The organism is Roseicella aerolata, from assembly GCF_020523605.1.
GTDB lineage: Bacteria > Pseudomonadota > Alphaproteobacteria > Acetobacterales > Acetobacteraceae > Paracraurococcus > Paracraurococcus aerolatus.
Genome location: NZ_JAJAQI010000061.1, coordinates 1 through 24,689, shown reverse-complemented (window position 1 = coordinate 24,689; position 24,689 = coordinate 1). Strand labels below are relative to the sequence as shown.

Annotated in this window: 21 protein-coding genes; 13 read left to right on the top strand and 8 right to left on the bottom strand. The window is 69.6% G+C overall.

Features of this window, described 5'->3' with window-relative positions:
* Positions 1-81: 81 nt before the first annotated feature.
* Positions 82-432: an SDR family NAD(P)-dependent oxidoreductase gene (locus LHA35_RS25220; protein ID WP_264185798.1), complete on the top strand. Its 351-nt coding sequence runs from the start codon at positions 82-84 to the stop codon at positions 430-432.
* A gap of 150 nt (positions 433-582) precedes the next feature.
* Here the strand turns inward: LHA35_RS25220 and LHA35_RS25215 are convergent, their stop codons facing one another.
* Positions 583-2,151 (bottom strand): ABC transporter substrate-binding protein, encoded by a 1,569-nt coding sequence (locus tag LHA35_RS25215; protein WP_226613675.1) that lies wholly within the window; start codon positions 2,149-2,151, stop codon positions 583-585.
* A 338-nt stretch (positions 2,152-2,489) separates the two neighbouring features.
* On the opposite strand from LHA35_RS25215, the gene LHA35_RS25210 reads away from it, so the two are divergent.
* Positions 2,490-3,497, top strand: coding sequence for an ABC transporter ATP-binding protein (locus LHA35_RS25210; RefSeq protein WP_338050982.1), 1,008 nt, complete (start codon positions 2,490-2,492; stop codon positions 3,495-3,497).
* On the top strand, positions 3,494-4,522 hold the full coding sequence (locus LHA35_RS25205; RefSeq protein WP_226613674.1) for an ABC transporter ATP-binding protein: 1,029 nt from the start codon (positions 3,494-3,496) through the stop codon (positions 4,520-4,522). Before LHA35_RS25210 ends, LHA35_RS25205 begins: the two co-directional genes overlap by 4 nt.
* Before the next feature lie 10 nt (positions 4,523-4,532).
* On the opposite strand, the gene LHA35_RS25200 is transcribed toward LHA35_RS25205, so the two are convergent.
* The 3 genes from LHA35_RS25200 to LHA35_RS25190 all read right to left on the bottom strand — a co-directional run bounded on the left by LHA35_RS25200 (position 4,533) and on the right by LHA35_RS25190 (position 7,557).
* Positions 4,533-5,444, bottom strand: coding sequence for an ABC transporter permease (locus LHA35_RS25200; RefSeq protein ID WP_226613673.1), 912 nt, complete (start codon positions 5,442-5,444; stop codon positions 4,533-4,535).
* Entirely contained in the window at positions 5,441-6,397 is a 957-nt protein-coding gene (locus tag LHA35_RS25195) for an ABC transporter permease (protein ID WP_226613672.1), read from the bottom strand. Before LHA35_RS25195 ends, LHA35_RS25200 begins: the two co-directional genes overlap by 4 nt.
* Positions 6,398-6,849: 452 nt before the next feature.
* A complete protein-coding gene (locus LHA35_RS25190) occupies positions 6,850-7,557 on the bottom strand; it encodes a DUF2270 domain-containing protein (RefSeq protein WP_226613671.1) in 708 nt (235 codons plus the stop codon).
* Positions 7,558-7,879: 322 nt separating this feature from the next.
* On the opposite strand from LHA35_RS25190, the gene LHA35_RS25185 reads away from it, so the two are divergent.
* Positions 7,880-8,443: a DUF2934 domain-containing protein gene (locus LHA35_RS25185; protein ID WP_226613670.1), complete on the top strand. Its 564-nt coding sequence runs from the start codon at positions 7,880-7,882 to the stop codon at positions 8,441-8,443.
* Positions 8,444-8,811: 368 nt separating this feature from the next.
* Here LHA35_RS25185 and LHA35_RS25180 read toward each other — a convergent pair whose 3' ends face one another.
* From LHA35_RS25180 to LHA35_RS25165, 4 genes are all read right to left on the bottom strand, one after another.
* A complete protein-coding gene (locus LHA35_RS25180; protein ID WP_226613669.1) occupies positions 8,812-9,018 on the bottom strand; it encodes a DUF6494 family protein in 207 nt (68 codons plus the stop codon).
* A gap of 76 nt (positions 9,019-9,094) precedes the next feature.
* Positions 9,095-10,309 (bottom strand): dihydrolipoamide acetyltransferase family protein, encoded by a 1,215-nt coding sequence (locus LHA35_RS25175; RefSeq protein ID WP_226613667.1) that lies wholly within the window; start codon positions 10,307-10,309, stop codon positions 9,095-9,097.
* A 1-nt stretch (position 10,310) separates the two neighbouring features.
* Positions 10,311-11,324, bottom strand: a complete 1,014-nt coding sequence (locus tag LHA35_RS25170) for an alpha-ketoacid dehydrogenase subunit beta (protein WP_226613666.1) — start codon at positions 11,322-11,324, stop codon at positions 10,311-10,313.
* Between the two features lies 1 nt (position 11,325).
* The gene (locus LHA35_RS25165) at positions 11,326-12,558 is read right to left on the bottom strand and encodes a thiamine pyrophosphate-dependent enzyme (RefSeq protein ID WP_226613664.1); all 1,233 of its coding nucleotides are present in this window, start codon (positions 12,556-12,558) and stop codon (positions 11,326-11,328) included.
* Between the two features lie 336 nt (positions 12,559-12,894).
* Here LHA35_RS25165 and LHA35_RS25160 point away from each other — a divergent pair, with 336 nt between their 5' ends.
* The 9 genes from LHA35_RS25160 to LHA35_RS25115 all read left to right on the top strand — a co-directional run bounded on the left by LHA35_RS25160 (position 12,895) and on the right by LHA35_RS25115 (position 24,369).
* Entirely contained in the window at positions 12,895-13,710 is an 816-nt protein-coding gene (locus tag LHA35_RS25160) for a glucose 1-dehydrogenase (RefSeq protein ID WP_226613662.1), read from the top strand.
* Positions 13,711-13,729: 19 nt separating this feature from the next.
* Positions 13,730-15,574: a glycoside hydrolase family 15 protein gene (locus LHA35_RS25155; RefSeq protein WP_226613660.1), complete on the top strand. Its 1,845-nt coding sequence runs from the start codon at positions 13,730-13,732 to the stop codon at positions 15,572-15,574.
* 120 nt (positions 15,575-15,694) lie between these two features.
* Positions 15,695-17,896 (top strand): selenide, water dikinase SelD, encoded by a 2,202-nt coding sequence (gene selD / locus LHA35_RS25150; protein WP_226613658.1) that lies wholly within the window; start codon positions 15,695-15,697, stop codon positions 17,894-17,896.
* Positions 17,897-17,936: 40 nt separating this feature from the next.
* Entirely contained in the window at positions 17,937-18,170 is a 234-nt protein-coding gene (locus tag LHA35_RS25145; RefSeq protein WP_226613657.1) for a hypothetical protein, read from the top strand.
* Positions 18,167-21,355 carry a formate dehydrogenase gene (fdh, locus tag LHA35_RS25135; protein WP_338050980.1) on the top strand — a complete coding sequence of 1,063 codons (3,189 nt, stop codon included), beginning with the start codon at positions 18,167-18,169 and terminating at the stop codon, positions 21,353-21,355. Before LHA35_RS25145 ends, fdh begins: the two co-directional genes overlap by 4 nt.
* A complete protein-coding gene (locus LHA35_RS25130; protein WP_226613650.1) occupies positions 21,355-22,248 on the top strand; it encodes a 4Fe-4S dicluster domain-containing protein in 894 nt (297 codons plus the stop codon). Before fdh ends, LHA35_RS25130 begins: the two co-directional genes overlap by 1 nt.
* Complete coding sequence (gene nrfD, locus LHA35_RS25125) at positions 22,245-23,204, top strand: NrfD/PsrC family molybdoenzyme membrane anchor subunit (protein ID WP_226613647.1); 960 nt, start codon at positions 22,245-22,247, stop codon at positions 23,202-23,204. Before LHA35_RS25130 ends, nrfD begins: the two co-directional genes overlap by 4 nt.
* Positions 23,201-23,512 carry a hypothetical protein gene (locus LHA35_RS25120; protein ID WP_226613645.1) on the top strand — a complete coding sequence of 104 codons (312 nt, stop codon included), beginning with the start codon at positions 23,201-23,203 and terminating at the stop codon, positions 23,510-23,512. Before nrfD ends, LHA35_RS25120 begins: the two co-directional genes overlap by 4 nt.
* Positions 23,509-24,369 carry a formate/nitrite transporter family protein gene (locus LHA35_RS25115; RefSeq protein WP_226613643.1) on the top strand — a complete coding sequence of 287 codons (861 nt, stop codon included), beginning with the start codon at positions 23,509-23,511 and terminating at the stop codon, positions 24,367-24,369. Before LHA35_RS25120 ends, LHA35_RS25115 begins: the two co-directional genes overlap by 4 nt.
* The last annotated feature ends 320 nt before the right edge of the window (positions 24,370-24,689 follow it).

The following is a 24,689-nucleotide window of genomic DNA, read 5'->3' as shown; positions in this document are numbered from 1 at the left end:
GAACCAGTTGCCGAAGGTCATCCAGGGTGTCAGGTTCCGCAATGGCGTCGAGGTCAAGGAGACGCCAGCACAGACCGCCGCCTGATCGGCTGGCCGTCACCCAGTTTCCCGCGTAGCTCCATCCAGGGCCTGACACGGGCCATGGCGAAGGAATGGGGCCGCTACAAGGTCAATGTGAATGCGGTCGCCTTCGGGCTGATCATGACGCGGCTGACCGAGGCGCCGGCGCATGGCGGCGCGACCATCGACATCTCGGGCCGCGAGATCCCTGTCGGTGTGCGGCCGGAGGTGCTGCAGACCGCGGAGAAACTGATCCCGCTCGGCCGCGGCGGAAGGCCGGAGGAGGCGGCAGGCTCGGTCTACCTCTTCTGCATCCCGGAATCGAACTACGTGACCGGCCAGACCCTGGTCGTCAGCGGCGGCCGGCCGTGAAGGGGGCGCTGCCCCCGGGACCGTGCTGACTGCGCGGCGCCCGGCCTGGTCGGCCGGGCGCGCGTCATCACGCATGCCCGGCGGTTCAGGTCGTGGATGGCGCCGCCTGTCCGGTTATCGCCCAGGCGACGCGCCAGTCCACTCCCTGCGCTATTTGTCGAGCCACATGGTATCCATCCGCACCACGTCATAGATGCCGAAATAGTCCTGCGGCACGTGCCCCTTCACGTAGTTGTACCAGCCATCGTTGATCTTCTCCCAGGCCACAGGCAGCAGCGGCGGGTTCTCCTCCATGATCGTCTCCGCCTGGCGGATGAGGGCCAGCCGCTTCGCCGCGTCCACCTCGCGGTCGATCTGCGGCAGCAGTGGCTCGAGGCGGTCATCCTTCCAGGATGAGTAATTCTGCGACCCGCCATCCTTGTACCAGGCGTTGAAGTAGTCCGACGGGTCAAGCAGCGTGGACACCACGGCGCCGATCGCCAGATCGTAGTTGCCTGACCGCACATCATCGAACCACACGGATTCCACCACGGTCCGCAGCCGGCACTCGACGTTCAGCGCCTGCTGCAGCATCGCCTGGATCGCCTGCGCCCAGAGCTTGAAGGTGGCGACATCGCGAATGACGAAGTCCAGCCCGCGGATGCCGCGACCCTGGCCGGCCGCCGCCATCAGCCCGCGTGCCTCGCGCATCGCCGCGGTCGGATCGGCCTGGTAGCCGGGGCGGCGTGCCAGTTCCTGCGGTGGCGTGGCGAATTCCGAGAAGGGATAGATGAAGCCGCCGACCATCATCGGCGCGACATCCTTCACCACCTCCACCAGCACGGCCTTGTCGAGCACGAGGTGCATGGCACGACGCACCCGCGGGTCATCCAGTGGTTTCTTCTTCGCATTCACCCAGGTTGCCTGGATGACGCTCTGGTAGAAGTCCACGCCGGACATGCCAGGGGTCTGCTTCACCCGCCGTTGCGTGACCGGGTCCAGCAGCCGCGCATAATCCACCCGCCCGGACAGGAGCGCCGAGCCGAGCTCGGGCGAGAAGGGCAGGGCGTGGTAGAACTCGATGCCGTCCAAATAGGGCACCCCCTTATTCCAGTAATCCGGGTTCCGCTCCATCACCCAGATCTCGTTCTCCACCCGCCGGACGGAGCGGAAGGGGCCCGTACCGGGGATGTTGACCACGCGGCGCAGGTTGTAGCCGTTATCCTCCAATGTCTTCTTGCGGAAGATCACATTCCAGCCGCTGGCGAAGGCGCTCATCATGAAGTTGGCCGGCCGCGGCTCCGCCAGCTTGAACTCGATGGTGTGCTTGTCGCGGGCGTTGATCTCGCTCACAGCGGTGAACAGGGTGCTGCGCGGGATGCTGATGCCCTGCGGCGGGCGGACGATGCGGTCATAGGTTGCCTTCACATCCTCGGCCGTCAGCTCCGCCCCGTCATGGAACCGCACGCCCTCGCGCAGGAAGAAGGTATAGGTCTTGCCGTCCGGCGCGATCTGCCAGCTATGCGCCAGGTCCGGGATGATCGTCTTGCCGCTGTCGCGCGGATCGCGGCGGATCAGGTTGTCGAACATGCAGCCCTGGCAGCCCAGGCTGTTGATGGTGCCGGACTGGTGCACGTCGAAATGCGGCGGGCGGCTGGTGATGGCATAGCGGAGCACGCCACCCCGCTTCGGGTTCGGCTCAGGCGCGGCGAGCTGGAATTTCGACCCGTCGAACTCCATTGGAACCTTGGCCGCGAGGGATGTTCCCGCTGCCATCAATTGGGTGCCGAAGCTGGCAGCCGCCGCACCCTTCACGCCCGCTTCCAGAAGCCGGCGGCGCCCGAATGGCCGGCCCGGCATGCCAGTGCGATCCGTCATTTCCTTTTGCCTCCCTGATGTCGGCGCCCTCGTTGCGCGGGGCGTCCCGGCCGGCATCTGCAGGATCGCCGTTGAGGCGGGTGCTGCCTGGATGATACCGTCCCAACAAAAGGCTACACGCCGCACCTGGGAGGAGTCACGTTGTGAACGAACTCGTGTCGACTGACGCGGGTGCCCTTGCATCCGCCGTTTCGCCCGATATCGACACGATCCTGGAGATCGACGACCTGCAGACGCATTTCCGCAGCCCGGGCGGCATCGTCCGTGCTGTCGATGGCGTTTCCTACTCGGTCAGGCGCGGTGAGACGCTCTGCGTCGTCGGTGAATCCGGTTGCGGGAAAAGCGTCACCGCTCTCTCAATCCTCCGTCTCATTACCAGCCCGCCGGGCCGCATCGCCGGCGGCGAGATCCGCTTCGAAGGCCGCAACTTGCTGGCGCTGAGCGAGGCCGAAATGGAGCGGATCCGCGGCAATGAGATCTCCATGATCTTCCAGGAGCCGATGACCTCGCTCAACCCGCTCTACACGGTGGGCCGGCAGATCGCCGAGGCGATCGCGCTGCACCAGGGGCTGCCGCGCCGCGAGGCCATGGCGAAGGCGGTGGACATGCTGCGCCGCGTTGCGATCCCGGATGCCGAGAACCGCGCGCGCGCCTATCCGCACCAGCTCTCGGGCGGTATGCGGCAGCGCGTGATGATCGCCATGGCGCTGTCCTGCAATCCCAAGGTGCTGATTGCAGACGAGCCGACCACCGCGCTCGACGTCACCATTCAGGCGCAGATCCTGGCGCTCATCCGCGAACAGCAGGAGACGCTCGGTACTGCCGTCGTGCTGATCACCCATGATATGGGTGTCGTGGCGGAAACCGCGGATCGCGTGGTGGTGATGTATGCCGGCAAGAAGGTGGAGGAGGCGAAGGTCGCCGACCTCTTCGAGCAGCCGGCGCATCCCTATACGCGCGGCCTGCTCGGCTCCATCCCGGACATGGCGGGGGCGGCGCGCAGCCTGCGCCGGCCGCGGCTCACCGAGATCAGGGGAACGGTTCCTTCGCTCGCGCGCCTGCCCCCAGGCTGCAGCTTCGCGCCGCGCTGCGCCTTCGCCACCCCCATCTGCCAGCAGGCCGTGCCGCCGCTCGAGCAGCACCGGCCCGGCCACTGGGCGGCCTGCTGGAACGCCGAACGCGTGTTGGAGGGGAGTGCGGCGGCATGAGCAGCAGCATGGCCGAGCGCGGGACCGCGCCACTGGTCGAGGTGTGCAATCTCGAGAAGCGCTTCCCCGTGCAGCGCGGCCTGTTCGGTCGAGGTGTGGGGCAGGTCCATGCGGTCGATGGCGTGTCGTTCCGCATCGCCGCGAGCGAGACGCTGGGGCTGGTGGGAGAGAGCGGCTGCGGCAAGTCCACCGCGGGCCGCACGCTGCTCCGTCTGCTGGAGCCGAGCGGCGGCGAGATCCATTTCCGGGGCGAGGAGATCACCGCGCTTAATGCGCAGGCCATGCTGCCCTACCGGCAGCGCATGCAGATGATTCACCAGGACCCCTACGCCTCGCTCAACCCCCGCATGACAGCGGGGGAGATCGTTGGCGAGCCTCTGACGATCCATGGCGTTGGCCTCAGGGCTGAGCGGCGCGAGAGGGTGGCGCAGCTTTTCGACCGTGTGGGCTTGCGGCCGGAGCAGATGCACGCCTATCCGCATGAGTTCTCCGGCGGGCAGCGCCAGCGCATCGGAATCGCGCGGGCGCTGGCGCTGAACCCGGCGCTGATCGTCTGCGATGAGCCGGTCTCCGCGCTTGATGTCTCGATCCAGGCGCAAATCATCAACTTGCTGACCGACCTGCAGGAGGAATACGGCCTCTCCTATCTTTTCGTCGCCCACGACCTGGCGGTGGTGGAGCATATCAGCCACCGCGTGGCGGTCATGTATCTCGGCCGCATTGTCGAACTGACGGACCGATCGACCTTGTTCGAGGCGCCGCTGCATCCCTACACGGAAGCGCTGCTCTCGGCCGTGCCGGTCCCGCGCGTCTCGGCACGCCGGCGCAAGCGTGTGATCCTGGCCGGCGATGTGCCAAGCCCGGTGAATCGGCCGACGGGCTGCCACTTCCACACGCGCTGCCTGTACGCGCATGCACGCTGCCGTGCCGAGGCGCCGGCCCTGCGCGAGGTGAGCGAGGGCCACCTCGTCGCCTGCCACTTGCATGATGCAGGGCCGAAGCTCCCGCTCGCCAAGCCGGCCTGAAGCGTCCTCGTTACACCGACCCGCGCAGGCGCGGGTCCAGGACGTCGCGGATCCCGTCACCCAGCAGGTTGAAGGCGAGGACTGTCAGGGTGATCGCCAGCCCCGGGAACAGCACCAGCCACCAGGGCGGCACCAGGCCGGCATTCAGGCTGTCCGCGAGCATGTTGCCCCAGGTCGGCGTCGGCGGGGGAATGCCGACGCCGAGGAAGCCGAGCGAAGCCTCGATGATGATGGCGACGCCGAGATGGGCGGTCGCCAGGATCAGATAGGGCGCGATGCACTGCGGCAGGATATGGCGGAACATGAGCCGTGCGTTCGAGGCACCGAGCCCGCGCGCCGCCTCGACAAAGGGCATTTCCCTCAACGACAGCACGACGGAGCGGATCACCCGCCCGCCGAAGGGGATGCGTGTGACGGCAATGGCGATGATCACGGTCCAGGTGCCGGCGCCGAGTGCCATGGCGATCGCCATGGCCAGGATCAGGTCCGGGAAGGACTGCATGAATTCCATGGCGCGCTGGCTGATCGTGTCGAACCGCCCGCCGAAGAAGCCACAGGCCAGCCCCCATACCGCACCAAGGGTGGTCCCGAGCAGGACCGCCGCCACCGCCACGGTGATCGAGGTCCGGCTGCCATGGATCACCCGGCTGAACACATCGCGCCCGACCTGATCGGTGCCGAACCAGCCGGCTTCCCCTGGTGGCTTCGCCATCATGCGGAAGTTCGCCATCAGGGGGTCCTGTGGCGCAATGACCGGTGCAGCGATCGCGACCAGCACGATCAGAACCGCGACGCAGCCCCAGAAGGCCGAGAGCGGTGCGCGGCGTGCGAAATGCAGCAGGCTGGCGCCGAGGCGCCGCAGCCATCCGGGTTCGGCGGCCGGCGTGGGTCGGGTCGCCTCGGCGGGCTGGGTGACGCTCATCGGAGGCGGATCCTCGGGTCGAGCCAGGCGATCAGGATGTCGATCATCAGGTTCAGCGCCACGAAGACCACGGCATAGAGGAATACCAGGTTCTGCATGACGAAGACGTCGCGCTCGCTCACCGCGGTGAACATGGCATAGCCGAGCCCGGGCGTGCCGAAGGCCCGCTCCACAGGAATGGAACCGGCAAGGACAAAGCCGAGGAGGATGCCGGAGAGGGTAACGACGGGCAGCAGCGCATTGGGCAGGGCGTGCAGCCTCATGACCGCACGGGCATTCAGCCCCTTGGCACGCGCGGTGCGCACATAGTCTTCCCGAACCACCTCCAGCAGGCTGGAGCGCGCCATGCGGGCGATATAGGCCGCCTGTCCGAGCCCGAGGACGAGTGCCGGGCCGATGATCATCTGCAGCGTGGTCCAGGGATCGCTGAACAGCGAGGCGCCGGTCAGCGGCGCCCGGTAGCCGAAGGCGAAGAGCAGCCCGAGCACGATCAGCATCCCCAGCCAGAAGCCGGGCACGGCGAGGAACAGGATGCTGAAAAAGCGCAGGATGTGGTCGGCCAGGCTGTTCGGCCGCAGGGCGCTGATGATGGCGACCGGCAGACCCACGATCCATGACAGCAGCACGGAGAGGATCGCGATCTGCGCCGTCAGCGGGCCACGGCGCAGGATCATCTCGGCGACGCTTTCCGAACGGAAGAAAGACCGCCCGAATTCACCGCGCAGGATATCCGCCATCCAGTTCAGATATTGCTGCGGCAGCGGGTCGCTCAGCCCCAGCTCGGCCATGTAATGGGCGCGCTGTTCCTCGGTCAGTCGGGTGAAGCCGTCAGGGCCGAAGACGGCAACCAGCGGATCGCCCGGCAGGATGCGCATGATGATGAAGACGACGATGGAGACGCCTATCACCGTCAGCGCCCCGTAAGCCAGGCGCCGGAGGATGTAGGCGGTCATTGCCCTGCAGCCGGCGTGATCATGCCGGCACCGCCAGACGGCAGGTGCTTACCATGCGACGTTGTCCTCCCAGGGCGGCCTTCCTGAAAGCCGGGCCCATGCATTCATGGTGCCGGACGGAACGCTAGTATTCGGCGCGCAACCGGGTCAACGCGAAGTTTGCATCGCTGGCGCCTGTGATCGCAGAATCGATCCCAAAGGACAATCGGTGCTCGTCACTGGACTGGTCCGGTGCGGATCGCCACGCAGCAGCGGCTTCGGCACCGGTGCATTCCAGTCGGCATGTTTCTCAACGGATGGTAGAGGAATGGCGTGATGCCTGGTCCGGCGAATAGCGGCGGGTGGCGGAGCCGACCGCCAAGGCCGGCGCCGTCGGCACATCTCGGTCGAGACCTTGCCGCGCCGCCCCGTACTTGGTGGGGCATCAGCATGCCCAAGCGATGCCTGGTCGGTCAGGCTGCCTTGCGCGCTAGCTCGAGCACGCGGTCCGTCTCGGGAAGAGTTCTTGACTGCCCTCTGCCCCGGCCGCTTCTCAGGGTGACGATCGCAAGCACGATCCAGCCGGCGTGGAAGACGAGGCCAGCCAACAGCACCAGCTGCCCCGGCACGGGACCGACCGTCGCCCGTAACCAGAACGCATCGAGCGAACCGATGGGCTCCGGGTGGATGAGGAGCTTCCCCAGGTAGGCTGCCGCCTGAATGGCGAAGATCCAGCCGTAGTTGCGGCGCAGCCGGCGGCCCAGCGCGTCGGGGTAGGTGATGTGCAACCGGGGTCTCTGGTAATCCTCATGCAGGATCGTGTTCCACCCATTGCCGACCTGCACGCCGCGTCCCTGCAGAATCGGTCCGAAGAACTGGGTCTCGAGAATGTGTGCGCGCACACGCCAGAAATCGAAGAAGCGATAGCGCCGTGCCTCGGTGTGCAGGAACACCGCCACGAGCAGACCGACCAGCAGAAGCGGCAGCGGGGAGGCGGATGCGCTGCTGAAGGTGAGCGACAGGGCAAGCCCGGTCGAGACAACGGCCCAGTTGGTCGTGGCGTCCAGCCGTGTCCGCCAGATGGTGCTGCGGTAGAGCTCGCCGCGGTAGAGATGGGCGAGCGCACCGATCTCTGCCGCATTGAAGGCCGTGGAGGTCTCCTGCTGGTTGTTTTCGTGCATGGGCTGGCCTTCCTCTCCGTGCCACGGTTCCAAATGCCGCACGGCCGGGGAATGATAGGGCGCAATGGCCAGGCGTTTGCGATGCACGAACTGCCTGCCGCTCGCGCTCCGGCGGCGATCCCCCGACTGGCGCATTCCCGGACGCGCAGGTCGCGGGTGATCCGCGCGATCCAGCCGGCCCCTGTTGGTGCACGCATATTCCTCCCCAAATGCTTCGCGTGATCGCTTCGCGTTGCGCCAGAGATACCCAGGCGGATGGCCTGGCTGACCATGTGCCGGGCGGTCACGGCCGGAGAGCCAGACCAGATCTCGGGAGGGTTTGATGACGCGCATCGTCACCGGATTGTTCGACGGTCATCGCGCAGTGGACCTGGTGGTGGAACACCTGGTCCAGGAATTCGCCGTGCCTCGGGAGAGGATCCAGGTCCATGCGGCGGATGCGGCCAGCGGGGAGGAAGCACGCTCGCCGCAGGATGATGACCAGGAGGCATCCCTGTTTGACCTGGGCCTGCCGGATGATATCGCACGGGCCTGCGGTGAGGGAATGCGCCGCGGCCGGATCCTCGTTGCAGCCTGGGTAGATGACCGGGCGGCAGAGCACGCCACCTCGGCCTATCTCGAGTACGGCGCAGAGAATGTCGAGGCCTGTATGGCGGACATGCCTGCGGCCTCGGGCCGGGACCCCGATCGGCGGGTCCGGACCCTCGCTTACTTCCTTTGGGAACGGGAAGGCCGGCCGGAGGGCCGGGATCAGGAGTTCTGGTACCGCGCCCGGCAAGCTGTTGAAGCGGATGGGGACGAACTCGCCGCACGTGCTCCGCGCGAATTTGCCGGGGAAACCGGAGCGGCACCCATGCCTGAGCGGGATGAAGGACCACGGCGGTAAGGAGACGGGCGGTCGGTGCCGGCGGCGGCGCTGCGGTCGCCCGTGTCCAATCCGGTCCGAGACCCTTCTGGGGAACCCTGGTTTGCGCGATCCGCTGGCCTTGGATGGTGCGTCCGGGCCATGGTGAGTGGGCACGATTGAAGGCGGCACTGGCTGCGGCGCGGTCCGGGGCAGATCCGCGTTCGTGACGCCCGGAACTCGCGGCGTCATTCGAGAGCGGCCATGAAGACCTGGCGCCATACGGCGTTCTCAGCCGCGGCTGGCAGTGTCAGGCCGCCGACACGCGGCGATGGGGCCACCGTCGCCGGGGCTTCGCCACGGCGGAGCCGACGGCGACGGCGTCACCCGGGCTCTACAGCCTCACGACCTCATCCGAGTTCGATATCATCCTCGACCACATGCGTCAGGCCGATCGTCTCGATGGTGAGCGTCACCTTCGCCTTGAGGCGCTCGTCGCCACGCAGGCGGCCCGCCTGGATGGCGTCGTGGACGGCCTTCTCGATCTCGCGCTGCGAGGTGACCCCCACCACCTTCAGAAACTTGCGGACCGACATGTTGAAGCGGTCTTCGTCCATGATCGCCTGATCCCCATGCTGCCGGGCATAGATGCCACGGTGCCTTGCCAATGACCACATGGCGCGTTGCCACGGATCAGCGCTCAAGAAGCAGCATCGCCGGCATCTCCAGCATCTGCTTGATGCGCTGGATGAACGCTGCCGCGTCATGACCATCGATGACCCGGTGGTCGAAGGAGGAGGACAGGTTCATCACGGTGCGCGGCACGAAGGTGCCGTGTTGCCAGACCGGCCGGATCACCATGCGATTGACACCGATGATCGCCACCTCCGGCAGGTTGATCACCGGCGTGCTGGCGATGCCGCCAAGCGCGCCGAGGCTGGTGATGGTGATGGTCGAGCCGCTGAGCTCCTCCCGCCGCGCCTCGCCGCCGCGCGCGGCCTCCGCAAGGCGCTTCACCTCGGCCGCGCAGTCCCAGAGGTCGCGGGCCTCGGCATGGCGGAGCACCGGGACCGTCAGCCCGGACGGTGTCTGGGTGGCGATCCCGACATGCAGGGCGGCATGGCGCCGGATCACCTGCTCTGCGTCATCGTAATGGGCGTTCATCTGCGGGAAGTCGGGGACCGCCCGGACCAGGGCCCGCACGAGGAAGGGCAGCAGCGTCAGCCTTGGCCGTGCCGCGCCGGAGTCCGCATTGAGCGCGCCGCGCAGTTCCTCCAGCGCGGTGACGTCGATCTCCTCCACATAGGAGAAATGCGCCACCCGCCGCGTCGCCTCCGCCATCCGCTCGGCGATGCGCCGGCGCAGGCCGGTGAGCCGGATCTCCTCCACCTGCGTGGCCGCTTCAGGGGCAGCGTGGCGGCGCCCGGAACCAGCCTGCAATACGGCGTCGAGATCCTCGTGGAGGATGCGCCCTCCGGGACCGCTGCCGCGCACCTGGCGGAGGTCGATGCCCGCCTTGCGCGCGCGGTCGCGGATAGCGGGCGAGGCGGTTGGCCGCCCGGCCCGGGATGCCGGTTCCGGTTCGGCGTGTGGGGCGGCATCGGCGACGGGCTCTGATGCCGGTGCGGCGGCCGCGCTGGCAGCCGGAGCCGGCCGGTCTCCCGCCTCCGGAACCTCGATCCGCACCAGCTCCGCACCGATGGCCAGCATGCTCCCGACCTCGCCGCCGAGCGCAACAACGGTGCCGGCGAGGGGAGAGGGGATCTCGACCGTCGCCTTGTCGGTCATCACCTCGGCCAGCACCTGGTCCTCCCGGACGATGTCACCGGGCTTCACCTGCCAGCCAACCAGCTCGGCCTCGGCCACGCCCTCACCGACATCGGGGAGCTTGACGCTGCGGGTCGCCATGTCAGCTCTCCAGCACGGCCCGCAGGGCGCGGCCCACGCGGGCCGGCCCCGGGAAGTAGTCCCACTCCTGCGCATGCGGATAGGGCGTGTCCCAGCCCGTCACCCGCAGGATCGGCGCCTCCAGATGGTGGAAGCAGCGCTCCTGCACCTGGGCGGAGAGCTCCGCCCCGAAGCCGGAGGTGCGCGTCGCCTCATGCAGGATGACGCAGCGGCCGGTCTTGCGGACGGAGCGCCCGATCGTCTCCACGTCCAGCGGCACCAGTGTGCGCAGGTCGAGGATCTCGGCATCCACGCCGCTCTCCTCCGCTGCCGCCTCGGCCACATGCACCATGGTGCCATAGGCGAGCACCGTGACGGCATCGCCCTCCCGCCGGATCACCGCTTCGCCGAGCGGGACGGTGTAGTGGCCGTCCGGCACCTCGCCGAGCGGGTGCCTCGACCAGGGTACCACAGGCTGGTCGTGATGGCCGTTGAAGGGACCGTTGTAGATCCGCTTGGGCTCCAGGAAGATGACGGGGTCGTCATCCTCGATGGCGGCGATCAGCAGCCCCTTGGCATCGTGCGGGTTGGAGGGAATGACGGTCTTCAGCCCGCAGACATGGGTGAAGAGCGCCTCCGGGCTCTGGCTGTGGGTCTGCCCGCCGAAGATGCCGCCGCCGCAGGGCATGCGCACCACCAGCGGCGCGGTGAACTCCCCGGCCGAGCGGTAGCGCAGCCGCGCCGCCTCGGAGACGATCTGGTCATAAGCGGGGTACATGTAGTCGGCGAACTGGATCTCGGCGACCGGTCGCAGCCCATAGGCGCCCATCCCGACGGCGACGCCGATGATGCCGGATTCCGAAATGGGCGTGTCGAAGCAGCGGGAGGTGCCATATTTGCGCTGCAGCCCGTCCGTGCAGCGGAACACCCCGCCGAAGTAGCCGACATCCTCGCCGAAGACGACGACCCGGGCGTCGCGTTCCATTGCCACGTCCAGTGCGTCCCGGATGGCCTCGACCATGGTCCTGCGCGCCATGTCAGACCCCCAGCTCCGTGCGCTGCTCGCGCAGGTGGCGGGGCATCTCCTTGTAGACGCCCTCGAACATCTCGGCCGGGCCGGGCTTCGGGCCCTCATGTAGGGTGCCGTGGCGTTCGGCCTCGCGCATCGCGGTCAGCACCTCCTCCTCGATCTCGGCCGTGAGCTGCCGGTGCCGCTCCTCGCTCCAGGCACCCAGTACGATCAAATGGTTCTTCAGCCGCATGACCGGGTCGCCCAGCGGCCAGGCATCGGATTCCTCCTTCGGGCGGTAGCGCGAGGGATCATCCGAACTGGAATGCGGCCCGGCGCGATAGGTCACCCATTCGATCAGGGTCGGGCCGAGATTGCGCCGCGCCCGCTCCACCGCCCAGGCGGCGACCGCGCGCACCGCCAGATAGTCATTGCCATCAGCCCGCAGGGAGGGGATGCCATAGCCATGCGCCCGCGCAGCGAAGGTGACGTTCTCGCCGCCCGCGATCCCCTGATAGGCCGAGATGGCCCACTGGTTGTTCACCACATTCAGGATCACCGGCGGGCGGTAGACGGAGGCGAAGACGAGGGCCGCGTGGAAGTCGCTCTCGGCGGTCGATCCCTCGCCGATCCAGGCCGCCGCGACCCGCGTATCACCGCTGATGGCAGACGCCATGGCCCAGCCTACGGCCTGGATGTACTGCGTCGCCAGATTGCCGGAGATGGAGAAGAACCCCGCCTCCCGCGCCGAGTAGAGCACCGGAAGTTGCCGGCCCCGCAGCCGGTCCTGCGCGTTGGAGAGGACCTGGCACATCATGTCCGTCAGCGGCCAGTCCTGCGCGATCAGCAGGCCCTGCTGCCGGTAGGTCGGGAAATTCATGTCGCCCCTGCCGAGCGCCATCTGGAAGCCGCAGGCGATCGCCTCCTCCCCGCTGCACTGCATGTAGAAGGAGGTCTTCCCCTGCCGCTGGGCCATCAGCATGCGGGCGTCATAGGCGCGGGTCCGCATCATGGCGCGCAGGCCGTGCAGCAGCGCCTGCGCGTCCAGCCCCGGATCCCAGGGACCGACCGCCTCGCCCTGCCGGTTCAGCACCCGGATGACGGAATAGGCGAGGTCGTGGATGTCATGCGCCGGGGTATCGAGCGGCGGCCGCCGGGTCCTGCCGGCCTGCGGGATCGTCATGCGGCTGAAATCGGGCTTGTCGCCCGGCCGCACCGGAGGCTCCGGGACATGGAGCGAGAGGGGGGTCGGCTTGGTCATGGCGTGCTCCCCGCCGCGGCGACACGGAAGAGCCGGTCGCCGCGTTCGGCCGTGAGGCTACAGCGCAAACGACCGGGTATTGTTCTGAGTTCTCCGCGAACGGACCACGTCATGGTGCCACTGTGGAAACGAGGGCCCGAAGGCCTGCACGGATCCTCGGGATCGCGGCCGGGCCAGGCTGGGGAGGAGGGCTGCGGCCCAGCCATGCGGCTTCGTCCTGCCGGAGGACAAATTCCAGGTGCTGCAACGCCTCCATGCAACCCCGGAAGCCTTGCCTCGCTGCCGTTTCCGTGGCCGCCATCCCGGGCGTGCCCGAGCTGACAGGGAGTATCGCCGATGCCTGGGAACGCCTCTCGGCCGCTTGAGGGGCAGGTCGCGCTGGTCACCGGCGGCAGCGGCGGCATCGGTGCGGGCATCGCGGTCGCGCTCGCCGCGGCCGGGGCCTCGGTCGGCGTGAACTACGCCTCCAGCCCGGGGGCTGCCGCGGCGGTCGTGGCCAGGATCGAGCAGGCGGGCGGCACGGCCATGGCCCTGCAGGCCGATGTCTCGCGCGAGGAGCAGGTCGCGGCGGCGTTCCGCGAATTGCTCGGGCGTTTCGGCTGCCTGGACATCCTGGTGGCCAATGCCGGCATCCAGAAGGATGCCGCCTTCGCCGAGATGTCGCTCGACCAGTGGCGGGCGGTGCTCGACATCAACCTCACCGGGCAGTTCCTGTGTGCCCGGGAAGCGGTCCGGATCTTCGAGCGGCAGGGCAGGGATCCCGGGCGGTCGGCCGCGGCGGGCAAGATCATCTGCATCAGCTCGGTGCACGAGCTGATTCCCTGGGCGGGACATGCCAACTACGCCGCCTCCAAGGGCGGCCTCATGCTGATGATGAAGAGCCTGGCGCAGGAGGTCGCCGAGCGCGGCATCCGCGTGAACGGCATCGCGCCCGGCGCGATCCAGACCGAGATCAACCGCACGGCCTGGGAGAGTCCGGAGGCGCTGAACAGGCTGCTCGCCCTCATTCCCTATGGCCGCATGGGCCAGCCCGAGGATGTGGCCCGTGCAGCCGTCTGGCTTGCCTCCGACGCCTCCGATTATGTCACCGGCACCACGCTCTTCGTCGATGGCGGGATGACACTCTATCCGGGATTCCGCGGCAATGGTTGAGGCAAGGGAAAAAGCTGCGGTGCCGCCCTCCAGCACGCATCCTGTGGCGGAGACGCTGCGCATCGAGGATTATGCGCTGATCGGCGATACCTTCACAGCCGCGCTGGTCGGCCGGAACGGCTCGATCGACTGGCTCTGTGCGCCCCGCTTCGACAGCGGCGCCTGTTTCGCCGCCCTGCTGGGCAGGCCGGAGAACGGCCGCTGGCAGATCGCCCCGGCCGCCGAAATCCGATCGGTGACCCGGCGCTATCGCGACGGCACGTTGATCCTCGACACGGAGTTCGAGACGGATACGGGCGCGGTCGTCGTCACCGATTTCATGCCGCTGCCGAGCACCGAGGAGGAGGTCGATGTCGTCCGCATCGTGCATGGCCTCCGCGGTGAGGTGCCGATGCAGATGGAGGTGCTGTTCCGGTTCGACTACGGCCATGCCATCCCCTGGCTGCGCCGCCGACCCTATGGTGTGCAGGCGATTGCCGGACCGGATGCCCTGCAGCTCTGGTCGCCGGTGGCGCTCTCCAACCATGATTTCACCACCACGGCGGAGTTCACGGTGCGGGAGGGGCAGCGCATCCCCTTCTCCCTGTGCTGGTACAAGTCGCACCGGCCCGAGCCGCCGATCCAGCACCCGGATGTGCTGCTCGAATGCACGGCCCGGTGGTGGCGCGACTGGTCGGCCAAATGCACCTATGACGGGCGCTGGTCCGAAGCCGTGCGGCGGTCGCTCGCCACGCTCAAGGCGCTGACCTACAGCCCGACCGGTGGCATCGTCGCCGCCCCCACGACCTCGCTGCCCGAGGAGATCGGCGGCGTGCGGAACTGGGATTACCGGTATTGCTGGATCCGCGATGCCACCCTCACCCTCTACTCACTGGTGACCTCGGGCTACACCGAGGAAGCGGTGGCCTGGCGGCGCTGGCTGCTGCGCTCCGCCGCAGGGCGGCCGGAGGAAATGCAGATCATGTACGGGATCGCCGGCGAACGCCGCCTGCCGGAGATGGAACTGCCCTGGCTGGCGGGCTATGAGGGCAGCCGCCCCGTCCGCATCGGCAACCTGGCCCAGGAGCAGTTCCAGCTCGATATCTATGGCGAGTTGATGGACGCGCTGCATGTCGCGCGCAAATCCCATGTCGAGCCGGATGCCGAGGCCTGGCGCATACAGAAGGTATTGATGCGCTTCATCGGCGCGCGATGGGGCGAGCCCGATAACGGGATCTGGGAGGTGCGCGGGCCGCGGCGGCACTTCACCCATTCGAAGCTGATGGCCTGGGTCGGGGTCGATCGGGCCATCGCGGATGTCGAGCAATTCGGCTTCGAAGGTCCGGTCGCCGAATGGCGGGCCCTGCGCGCCAGGATCCATGACGACATCTGCCGCAACGGCTACAGCGAGAAGCGCAAGAGCTTCGTGCAGTATTACGGCGGGGAGGAACTCGACGCCGCCCTGCTGATCATGCCCATGGTCGGCTTCCTGCCGCCGACCGATCCGCGCATCACCGGCACCGTGGCGGCGATCGGGCGCGACCTGACGGTCGATGGCTTCGTCTGGCGCTACCGGCCGGAAACGGGGGTTGACGGGCTGGTGGGCGGGGAGGGGGCCTTCCTGCCCTGCACCTTCTGGCTCGCGGACGCCCTGGCGCTGATCGGCCGCCAGGATGAGGCGGTGGAGACCTTCGAACGGCTGCTGGCCATCCGGAACGATGTCGGCCTCCTCGCCGAGGAGTACGATCCGCGGAACCGGCGCCAACTCGGCAATTTCCCGCAGGCCTTCTCCCATATCGGCCTGATCAACACCGCGCAGAACCTCACCCGGGCGATGGGTCCGGCGCAGTGCCGCGCGACCGACACGAAGCCCGGAGCGCCGTAGCCGCCCCGAACATGCCGGGCCGGCATGGAGGGCGGCGGGAGTGCGCGGGACACCCGGCTTGCATCCCGCCCCGGGCCTCGGGACACTGCCGCAAGCCCATGGACCCAGCCCTTGCCGATCATGCCGACATCGGACGTCCTCCTGCGGGAGATCCTGCTGATTGGGGGCGGCCACGCCCATCTCGGCGTCCTGCGGTCCTTCGCGCGGCGGCCCTTGCGCGGCGCCCGCCTGACGCTGGTGGCACGGGAGGCGGAAGCCATCTATTCCGGCATGCTGCCCGGGCTGGTCGCCGGCCGCTTCACCCCGGATGAGGTCGTCATCGACCTGCCGCGCCTCGCCCGCGCCGCCGGGGCACGCTTCCTGCGCGCCGAGATGACCGGGCTCGACCTGCCGGCGGGCCGGGTACTGCTGCAGGGCGAGCGGCCCGCCCTGCGTTTCGACCTGGTGTCGCTCAATCTCGGTGCGGTTCCGGCCCTCGTGCCCGGTGCGGCCGAGCATGCGCTGGTCCTGCGGCCCTTCGATCGCTTCCTGGCCGGCTGGCACGACCTGCTGGCGCGCGCCGCGGGGGCGGCGCGGCCACTCGCCGTGCTGGTGGTCGGCGCGGGGGCGGCCGGCGTCGAGGTGGCGCTGGCGCTCCGCCACCGGCTCGGCGCGGCCGCCCGCATCGGCCTGCTCTCCGCCGCGACCGAGGCCCTGCCGGAGAAGGCCGAGGCGGCCAGCCGGGCGGCGCAGCGCGCGCTGGCAAGGGCGGAAGTCACGCTGGTCCCGGACGCCCGCGTGGTGCGGGTCGCGGCGGATGCGGTGATCCTCGAGGATGGCCGCCGCCTCGGCTCCGATGCCGTGGTCTGGGCGGCCGGCGCGGCGCCGCCGGGATGGTTGCGGGAGACCGGCCTCGCCCTCTGCTCCCGTGGCTTCGTCGCCGTGGATGCCGCGCTCCGCAGCACCGCAGACCCGCGCGTCTTCGCCGCCGGCGACGTCGCCACCGTGCTGCCCCATCCGCGTCCGCGGGCCGGCGTCTTCGCCGTGCGCCAGGGGCCGCCGCTGGCGCGCAACCTCCGCCTTGCCGCCGCCGGCCGCGCGCCCCGGCCCTTCCGTCCGCAGCGCCGGTATCTCGCCCTGCTCTCTACCGTGACCGGCGCGATCGCCGCCTGGGGCCCGCTGGCGCTGACCGGTGGCTGGGCGCTGCGGCTGAAGGACCATATCGACCGGCGCTGGATCCGCATGCATGCGGGGATGCCGCCGATGCGTCCCGCCGCGGCGGCCCCGGTGGAGGAGGCGATGCGCTGCGGCGGCTGCGGCGCCAAGCTGCCGGCCCCGGTGCTGGCGCGGGTCCTGGCCGCGCTGCCGCGGGGCGCGCCGGATGCAGCCATCCCCCTGGGGCTGGAGACGCCGGACGACGCGGCCCTGCTCACCCCGCCCGCCGCGCCGGGGCGGCTGCTGGTGCAGACCGTCGACATGTTCCGCGCCCCTCTGGACGACCCCTTCCTCTTCGGCCGGATCGCCGCGACCCATGCGCTTGGCGACATCGCCGCCATGGGGGGCGAACCGCGCGCCGCGCTGGCCATCGCCGGCCTTCCGCCGATGGCCGAGGCGCTGCAGGAGGCCGACCTGCTGGCCATGCTGCGCGGCGGCCAGACCGTGCTGGAGGCGGCAGGGGCCCGGCTCGTCGGCGGCCACAGCGCCGAGGCGGCGGAGCCGATGCTGGGCTTCGCCGTGACCGGGGAGGTGGCGGCGGACCGCGTGCTGCGTCGCAACGGGCTGGTGCCGGGCCAGGTGCTGGTGCTCACCAAGCCGCTCGGCACCGGCGCGCTGCTGGCCGCTGCCATGCAGAGCCGTGCCCGCGCCGCCTGGCTGGAGGCGGCGCTCGGGCGCATGCAGGAAAACCCCTTCCCGCATGCCCGGCTGCTGCTGGCGCATGGCGCGACCGCGGCGGCCGATGTCACGGGCTTCGGCCTGCTCGGCCATCTGCTGGAGATGCTGCGGGCCTCGGGCGTCGCGGCCGTCCTGGACCCCGTGGCGGTGCCGGCCCTGCCGGGGGCGGAGGCGGTGCTGGAGGGTGGCATCCGCAGCACGCTCGACCCCGGCAACCGCGCCGCGGCGCTGCCCGCGGTGACGGGGACGGAGGCGCTGGCGCCCGCGCGCCTGGCCCTGCTGCTCGATCCGCAGACGGCGGGCGGGCTGCTGGCGGGCGTGCCGGCGGAGCGCGCGCCAGCCTGCCTCGCCGCCCTGCGCGGGGCCGGCTGCGAGGCCGCGGCGATCGGCCGGGTACAGGCCGGGAAAAGCGGCATCAGCTTGCAACCGCATCATATGGAGGGGGTTTAACCCACGCGCCGACCGCTGGCGCTCAGGGGGCCGCGACCATATGCAGACCGCAACCGGAACCGTCCTGGCCGTGCAGGAAAGCCGCTTCCGGCTGCTGACGGAGGACGGGCGCGGCCTGCTCTTCCTGCTGGCCTCCGACACGCCGCTGGAGCCGCAGGATCTGCCCGCGCTGGCGAACCGCCGCGTGCGCGTTCGCTACACCCAGGGCGAGCAGATGCTCGCCGGCATTGCCCAGGACATCCAGTTCCTTGATCGTCCGGAGACCCGGTCATGACCGAGCGCCGACGCCCCCGCCGCAGCCTGACCCGCAAATCGGCCGGCGCCCTCGCCGACTGGTCGGTGCCGCGACAGCTTCGCGGCGCCCCGGACAAGACGAAGGCGGCCGAGAGCGCGATGTCGCGCGGCCTGCGCCCGCGGCTGGAGCAGGCGGACAAGGTCGGCACCTCCATCTGCCCCTACTGCGCCGTCGGTTGCGCGCAACTGATCTATGCAAAGGACGGCAAGCCGATCCATGTGGAGGGCGACCCGCGCAGCCCGATCAACCAGGGCACGCTCTGCCCCAAGGGCGCCGCGACCTTCGGCCTGATGCTGAGCCCGCAGCGCCTGGACCATTGCCTGCACCGCGCGCCCGGCGCGGGGGAATGGCGGCGCGTCACACTCGACTGGGCGATGGACCGCATCGCGCACCTGGCGAAGCGGACACGCGACGAGGGCTATGTCGCGCGGCTGCCGGACGGCACCCGGCTGAACCACACGCTGTCCATCGGCTCGCTCGGCGGCGCCACGCTGGACAACGAGGAGAACTACCTCATCAAGAAGCTGTTCTCCGGCGGCCTCGGGATGGTCTTCCTCGAAAACCAGGCGAGGGTCTGACACTCCTCCTCGGTGCCCAGTCTGGGTGCCACCTATGGAAGGGGCGCGGCGACGCTGCCCCAATGGGACCTCGCGAACAGCGACTGCGTGCTGGTCATGGGGTCCAACATGGCCGAGAACCATCCGATCGCCTTCCGCTTCGTCCTCCAGGCGAAGCAGCGCGGCGCCACGGTGATCCATGCCGATCCGCGCTTCACCCGCACCAGCGCGCTCGCCGACATCCACGCGCCGCTGCGCGCGGGATCGGACATCGCCTTCCTCGGCGGGCTGATCCATCACGTGCTGGAGCACGACCTCTGGTTCCGTGACTACGCGCTGCCCTACACCAACCTGTCCACCATCGTGGACGAGGAGTACCAGGGGCCGGAGGAGCTGGACGGCCTCTTCTCCGGCTGGTCGGAGGAGAGCAAGCGCTACAGCCCGCAAAGCTGGCAGTACCAGGGCGTGATGATGCCCTCCTCCCTCGCCGAGGCCTTCATCGAGACGGAAGGCTTCTGCGAGGCGGTGAAGCGGCTGCATGAGGGGCCGACGCCGAAGGACCCGACGCTGCAGCACCCGCGCTGCGTCTACCAGATCCTGAAGCGCCACTTCGCCCGCTACACGCCGGAGATGGTGGAGCGGGCGACCGGCTGCCCGCGCGAGGTCTTCCTGAAGGTGGCGGAGGCGCTGGCACGGAACAGCGGGCGGGAGCGGACGGGCGCGATCTGCTACGCCGTCGGCTGGACGCATCACAGTACCGGCGTGCAGATGATCCGCGCCGCCGCGATCCTGCAGGCCCTCCTCGGCAATGTCGGCCGGCCCGGCGGCGGAATCCTGGCGCTGCGCGGTCATACGAGCATCCAGGGCAGCACGGATATCCCGACGCTCTATGACATGCTGCCCGGCTACCTGCCGCAGCCGCATGCGCTGAAGCCGCACCAGGACCTGGCGCAATACCTGGAGGCCGAGACCAACCCGACGGGCTGGTGGCACAATTTCCCGAAATACGCCGTCAGCCTGCTGCGCGCCTGGTATGGCGGCGCGGGCAATAAGGAGAACGGCTTCGGCTACGACTTCCTGCCCCGGATCGTCGGCGACCATTCGCAGCTGCCGATGACGGTCGCCATGCGCGACGGCATCATCAAGGGGCTGTTCGTCATGGGGCAGAACCCGGTGGTCGGCGGCAGCAACTCCCTGCTGGTGCAGCGCGGCCTCGCCCAGCTCGACTGGATGGTGGTGCGCGACTTCGCCGAGACCGACACGGCGAGCTTCTGGCGCGACGGCCACCTGGTCCGCAGCGGCGAACTGCGGCCGGAGGAGATCGGCACCGAGGTCTTCCTGATGCCCGCCTCCCTCTCCGGCGAGAAGGCGGGCAGCTTCACCAACACCCACCGCCTGCTGCAATGGCACGACAAGGTGGTGGACGGGCCGGGCGACAGCCGCTCCGAGCACTGGTTCACCTACCATCTCGGCCGGCGGCTGAAATCCCTCTACGCCGACAGCACGCGGGAGGAGGACCAAGCGATACGGGCGCTGACCTGGGACTATCCGGTGGATGAGGAAGGCGAGCCCGACGCCGAGGCGGTGCTGCAGGAGATCAACGGCTATACCTGGCCCGAGCGAAAGCTGGTGCAGGACTTCAAGGAGCTGAAGGAGGACGGGTCCACCGCCTGCGGCTGCTGGATCTACAGCGGCGTCTTCCCCGAGGAGGGGCGCAACCTCGCCCGCGCCCGCAAGCCGGACGGGCCGGATGGGCCGGGCACGCATCTCGGCTGGGGCTTCGCCTGGCCGGACAACCGCCGCACGCTGAACAACCGCGCCTCCGCCGATCCCGAGGGACGCCCCTGGTCGGAGCGCAAGCGCCTGGTTTGGTGGGACGAGGACAAGGGCGAGTGGCAGAGCCCGGACAAGGTCGATTTCATCCCGACCAAGCGCCCGGACTATGAGCCGGACTGGGAGAAGAAGCCGGCGGGGATGGACGCCATTTCCGGCCACCAGCCCTTCATCATGATCCCCGACGGCGTCGCCGGGCTCTTCGTCCCCTCGGGCCTCAAGGACGGGCCGCTGCCGGCGCATTTCGAGCCGGTGGAGAGCCCGGTGTCGAACCCGCTCTACCGCCAGGATGCCAACCCGGCCGCCAAGCGCTGGGAACATGCCGACAACCCGATCCACGCGACCGGCGACCCGCGCTTCCCGCATATGCTGACCACCTACCGGCTGACCGAGCAGCATTCCGGCGGCACGCCGACGCGCCTGGTGCCGACCACGGCCGAGCTGATGCCAGAGGGCTTCTGCGAGATCCCGACCGAACTCGCCGCCTCCCTCGGCATCCGCAGCACGGACTGGGTGGTGCTCTCGACCGCGCGCGGGGAGATCGAGACGCGCGCCCTAGTGACGGACCGGCTGCAGCCCTTCCGCCTCGATGGCCGGCTGATCTTCCAGCTCGGCCTGCCCTGGCATTACGGCTGGGCCGGCTACGCCACCGGCGACATCGCCAATGTGCTGACCGCGGTGGTCGGCGACCCGAACACCGCGATGCACGAGAACAAGGCGCTGACCTGCGCGCTGCGCCCCGGGCGGCTGCCGCGCGGGAAGGGAGAGAGCTGATGGACGGCGGCCTGGCCCATCCCCGCGTGCTGGAGCACACGGATCGCGACCCGCAGAAACCGATCCCGCAGGAGGCGGAGGTGACCGCCGGCTGCCGGGTCGAGCCCGGGCGATCCTACGGGTTCTTCACCGACACCACGCTCTGCATCGGCTGTAAGGCCTGCGAGGTGGCCTGCAAGGAATGGAACAACCTGCCGGCCGACAATCTCGGCATGACCGGGCAGAGCTACGATAATACCGGCAGGCTCGGCGCCCATACCTGGCGGCACGTCACCTTCCTCGAGCAGGACGCGCGCGCCACCAGCATGCCGCCCTTCCAGTCCAACTGGCTGATGATGTCGGATGTCTGCAAGCATTGCGACCCGGCGCCCTGCCTGGAGGCCTGCCCGACCGGCGCGCTGTTCCGCACCGAATTCGACACCGTCGTCGTGCAGCAGGACATCTGCAACGGCTGCGGCTATTGCGTGCCCGCCTGCCCCTTCGGCGTCGTCGAACTGGCGAAGGAGGACGGCAAGGCGCACAAATGCACCCTCTGCTACGACCGGCTGAAGGGCGGGCTGGAGCCGGCCTGCGCCAAATCCTGCCCGACCGACAGCATCCAGTTCGGCCCGGTCGAGGAATTGCAGCGCCGCGCCGAGGCGCGCGTCACCGATTTGCATGAGAAGGGCCAGCCGAAAGCCTATCTCTACGGCACGCCGGGCGCCCCGGGCACCGGCAAGGGCCTGCATCACCTCAACGCCTTCTTCCTGCTGACCGAGCGGCCGGAGCTCTACAACCTGCCGCCCGCCCCGGCGCGGCCGGCGCGCAATGCCAGGCCCTCGCTGCTCTCGGGCCTCGCCACCATCGCCGGGCTTGCGGTCGCGGCGGCGCTGGTCGGGGTGGGGCGGCGATGAGCGCGCGGCTGCCGAACACCGTCCCGCAGGACTGGCAGGGCGAGACCTATCACGGCCGCCCGGTGGTGAAGGCCAGCAGCTTCGACTGGAAGGTCTCTGCCTATATCGTGATGCTCGGGATCGCCGGCTCGGCGCAGGTGATCGCCGCCGTCGCGCGGCGGCAGCCGGGCTCGGCCGGGCTGGTGCGGCGGGCGCGCTGGCTGGCACTCGCCGGCAGCATGGTCGGGCCGCTGACGCTGGTGCAGCACCTGAAGACCCGATCGCGCTGGTTCAACATGCTGCGGATCGTCCGGCCGACCTCGCCCATGTCCCTCGGCTCCTGGCTGCTGACGGGCTTCGGGGCGCTCTCGGGCGCGACAGCGCTCGGCGCCTGGCTCGGCCGACGCTGGCCCCTGGCGGGGCGGGTGGCGGAGGCGGCGCAGGGCCCGGCCGCCCTCGCGGGGGCGGGGATGAGCATCTACACCGCTTCCCTCCTCTCCTCGACCAGCACGCCGCTCTGGGCCGCGGCGCCGGCGCCGCTCGCCGCGCAATTCGGCACCGCCTCCATGGCCGGCGCCGCCTCGGCGCTCGCCCTGGTGCAGCGCGCGGTGGGGGAGGAGCGGAGCGCGAGGCGGCTGGAGACCCTGGCGATGCTGGCCGGCGCCGCCGAGCTGCTGGCGAAGCGGGAGACGGAATCGCGCTGGCGCCGCGCCGGAATCGCCGCCCCGGCGAAGGAAGGGGCGCCCGGCGCGCTGCTGCAGGGCGGCGGCACCTGGCTTGGCCTGCTGGCACCCATCGCGGCGCATGCGCTCGGCCGCGCCGCGGACCGGCGGGGCGGCCGCGCCGGCGAGGTACTGCCGGAACTTGCCTCGCTCGCCATGATCCTGGGCGGCGCCGCGATGCGCCATGGCGTGCTGCTGGCCGGCAACGAGAGCGCCTGCCGGCCGCGCGACGCCTTCCGGGTGACGCAGCGATGACGCCGGCCGGGGAAGCGGAAGCCCGCCGCGCCGCGCTCGCCGCGCTGGACCGGCTGATCGCCGTCTCGCCGCCCTGCACGGTAGACGAAGCGATGGAGGCGCTGCGCCGCATGGTTGCGCTGCGCGACGGGCTGGTGGCACGGCAGCGGGCGGAAGGGGCTTCGCCGGCGTTCGCGGCGCGGCTTGCCTGCATCAATGCGGTGCTGAGCCTCACCTGGTCCGGCGCGGTGCCGATCATGGGTTTCCGGCGGGAGCGGCTGGAGCAGGCCCGCGCCGCCCTCGCCGCGCTGGAGGAGGTGGCGGCATGAGCGACACGGCATCGACGGCTCCCGACGTCCATCCGCCGAAGAAGATCGCCAGGCAGGCCACCAGCAAGGGCGAGAAGAAGGCCGGGCTCGACCTGCCGGTACTCGTCGCGCTCGGCCTGCTCGCCGGCGCCTACATCGCCTTCGGCGGGCTCTTCGCCCTGGTGGCGCTGGCCGGCACGAGCGAGGCGGTGCCCTTCGGCCCGGCGCAGGTGCTGGCGGGTGTCGTCTTCTCCCTCGGCCTGATCCTGGTACTGGTCGGCGGGGCGGAGCTTTTCACCGGCAACACCCTGCTGGTCGTCGCCTGGGCGGAGGGGCGGGCCGGCTTCGCGCCGGTGCTCTGGGCGCTCGCCGTTGCCTATGTCACGAATTTCCTGGGCTCGGTCGCGATCGCCGCGCTCGGCTTCGCCGCCGGGGTGCATCTGGGCGGCGATGGCGCGGTGGGCGTCGCCGCGCTCAACCTCGCGGAGCGGAAGGTGGAGCTCGATTTCGGCACCGCGCTCGCCAGCGGCATCGCCGCCAACATGCTGGTCTGCCTCGCGGTCTGGCTGGCCTTCGGGGCGCGCAGCGCGGCCGACAAGGTGCTGGTCATCATCCCGCCCATCGCCGCCTTCGTTGCCATGGGCCTCGAACATTCGGTCGCCAACATGTCGCTGATTCCCTTCGCCTGGATGGTGCAGGACCTGGCGGCGCCGGAGTTCTGGGTACAGGCGGGGCTGGATCCGGAGAGGAGCGTGATCGGCCTCGGCGGCTTCATCGCCAACTTGGTGGCGGCGACGATCGGCAATGTCATCGGCGGCGGGCTGGTCGGCGCCGCTTACTGGTTCGCCTATCTGCGGCCGAAGGAGGAGGAGGGCTGACCGCCCCCTGGCGGAGCCAGATGGGAATCGAACCCACCACCCGAGGCGAGCGGGTCGCCGGTTTTGAAGGTCGGACCGGAGAGTAGTAGGGCTGTACCGTGGGGCTGAAATGACGGTAGCTCGGCACGCTGGGCGACACGGCTCTCCGCCCGTGGCGGAGCACCGCCTGGGGAGAGTGGGCGCAGTCGGATATTCCACGGCTAGACCCGAGTAGCCCTGGCTGGAATCGGCTTGTGATTGGCTGCGGCGCGAGGTGGTGTGATTCGTAGGTGTCCAGCTTGGGCTGGAGGCTTCGATGGCGTGGCGTCGTGGGCAGGCCT

What these genes read in the sequence shown, in the direction of transcription:
- LHA35_RS25215 (WP_226613675.1), bottom strand. Translation starts at nt 2,151, where the DNA reads ATGGAGTTCGACGGGTCGAAATTCCAGCTCGCCGCGCCTGAGCCGAAC.
- LHA35_RS25205 (WP_226613674.1), top strand. Translation starts at nt 3,494, where the DNA reads ATGAGCAGCAGCATGGCCGAGCGCGGGACCGCGCCACTGGTCGAGGTG.
- LHA35_RS25200 (WP_226613673.1), bottom strand. Translation starts at nt 5,444, where the DNA reads ATGAGCGTCACCCAGCCCGCCGAGGCGACCCGACCCACGCCGGCCGCC.
- LHA35_RS25195 (WP_226613672.1), bottom strand. Translation starts at nt 6,397, where the DNA reads ATGACCGCCTACATCCTCCGGCGCCTGGCTTACGGGGCGCTGACGGTG.
- LHA35_RS25190 (WP_226613671.1), bottom strand. Translation starts at nt 7,557, where the DNA reads ATGCACGAAAACAACCAGCAGGAGACCTCCACGGCCTTCAATGCGGCA.
- LHA35_RS25185 (WP_226613670.1), top strand. Translation starts at nt 7,880, where the DNA reads ATGACGCGCATCGTCACCGGATTGTTCGACGGTCATCGCGCAGTGGAC.
- LHA35_RS25180 (WP_226613669.1), bottom strand. Translation starts at nt 9,018, where the DNA reads ATGGACGAAGACCGCTTCAACATGTCGGTCCGCAAGTTTCTGAAGGTG.
- LHA35_RS25175 (WP_226613667.1), bottom strand. Translation starts at nt 10,309, where the DNA reads ATGGCGACCCGCAGCGTCAAGCTCCCCGATGTCGGTGAGGGCGTGGCC.
- LHA35_RS25170 (WP_226613666.1), bottom strand. Translation starts at nt 11,324, where the DNA reads ATGGCGCGCAGGACCATGGTCGAGGCCATCCGGGACGCACTGGACGTG.
- LHA35_RS25165 (WP_226613664.1), bottom strand. Translation starts at nt 12,558, where the DNA reads ATGACCAAGCCGACCCCCCTCTCGCTCCATGTCCCGGAGCCTCCGGTG.
- LHA35_RS25160 (WP_226613662.1), top strand. Translation starts at nt 12,895, where the DNA reads ATGCCTGGGAACGCCTCTCGGCCGCTTGAGGGGCAGGTCGCGCTGGTC.
- selD (WP_226613658.1), top strand. Translation starts at nt 15,695, where the DNA reads ATGCCGACATCGGACGTCCTCCTGCGGGAGATCCTGCTGATTGGGGGC.
- LHA35_RS25145 (WP_226613657.1), top strand. Translation starts at nt 17,937, where the DNA reads ATGCAGACCGCAACCGGAACCGTCCTGGCCGTGCAGGAAAGCCGCTTC.
- LHA35_RS25130 (WP_226613650.1), top strand. Translation starts at nt 21,355, where the DNA reads ATGGACGGCGGCCTGGCCCATCCCCGCGTGCTGGAGCACACGGATCGC.
- nrfD (WP_226613647.1), top strand. Translation starts at nt 22,245, where the DNA reads ATGAGCGCGCGGCTGCCGAACACCGTCCCGCAGGACTGGCAGGGCGAG.
- LHA35_RS25120 (WP_226613645.1), top strand. Translation starts at nt 23,201, where the DNA reads ATGACGCCGGCCGGGGAAGCGGAAGCCCGCCGCGCCGCGCTCGCCGCG.
- LHA35_RS25115 (WP_226613643.1), top strand. Translation starts at nt 23,509, where the DNA reads ATGAGCGACACGGCATCGACGGCTCCCGACGTCCATCCGCCGAAGAAG.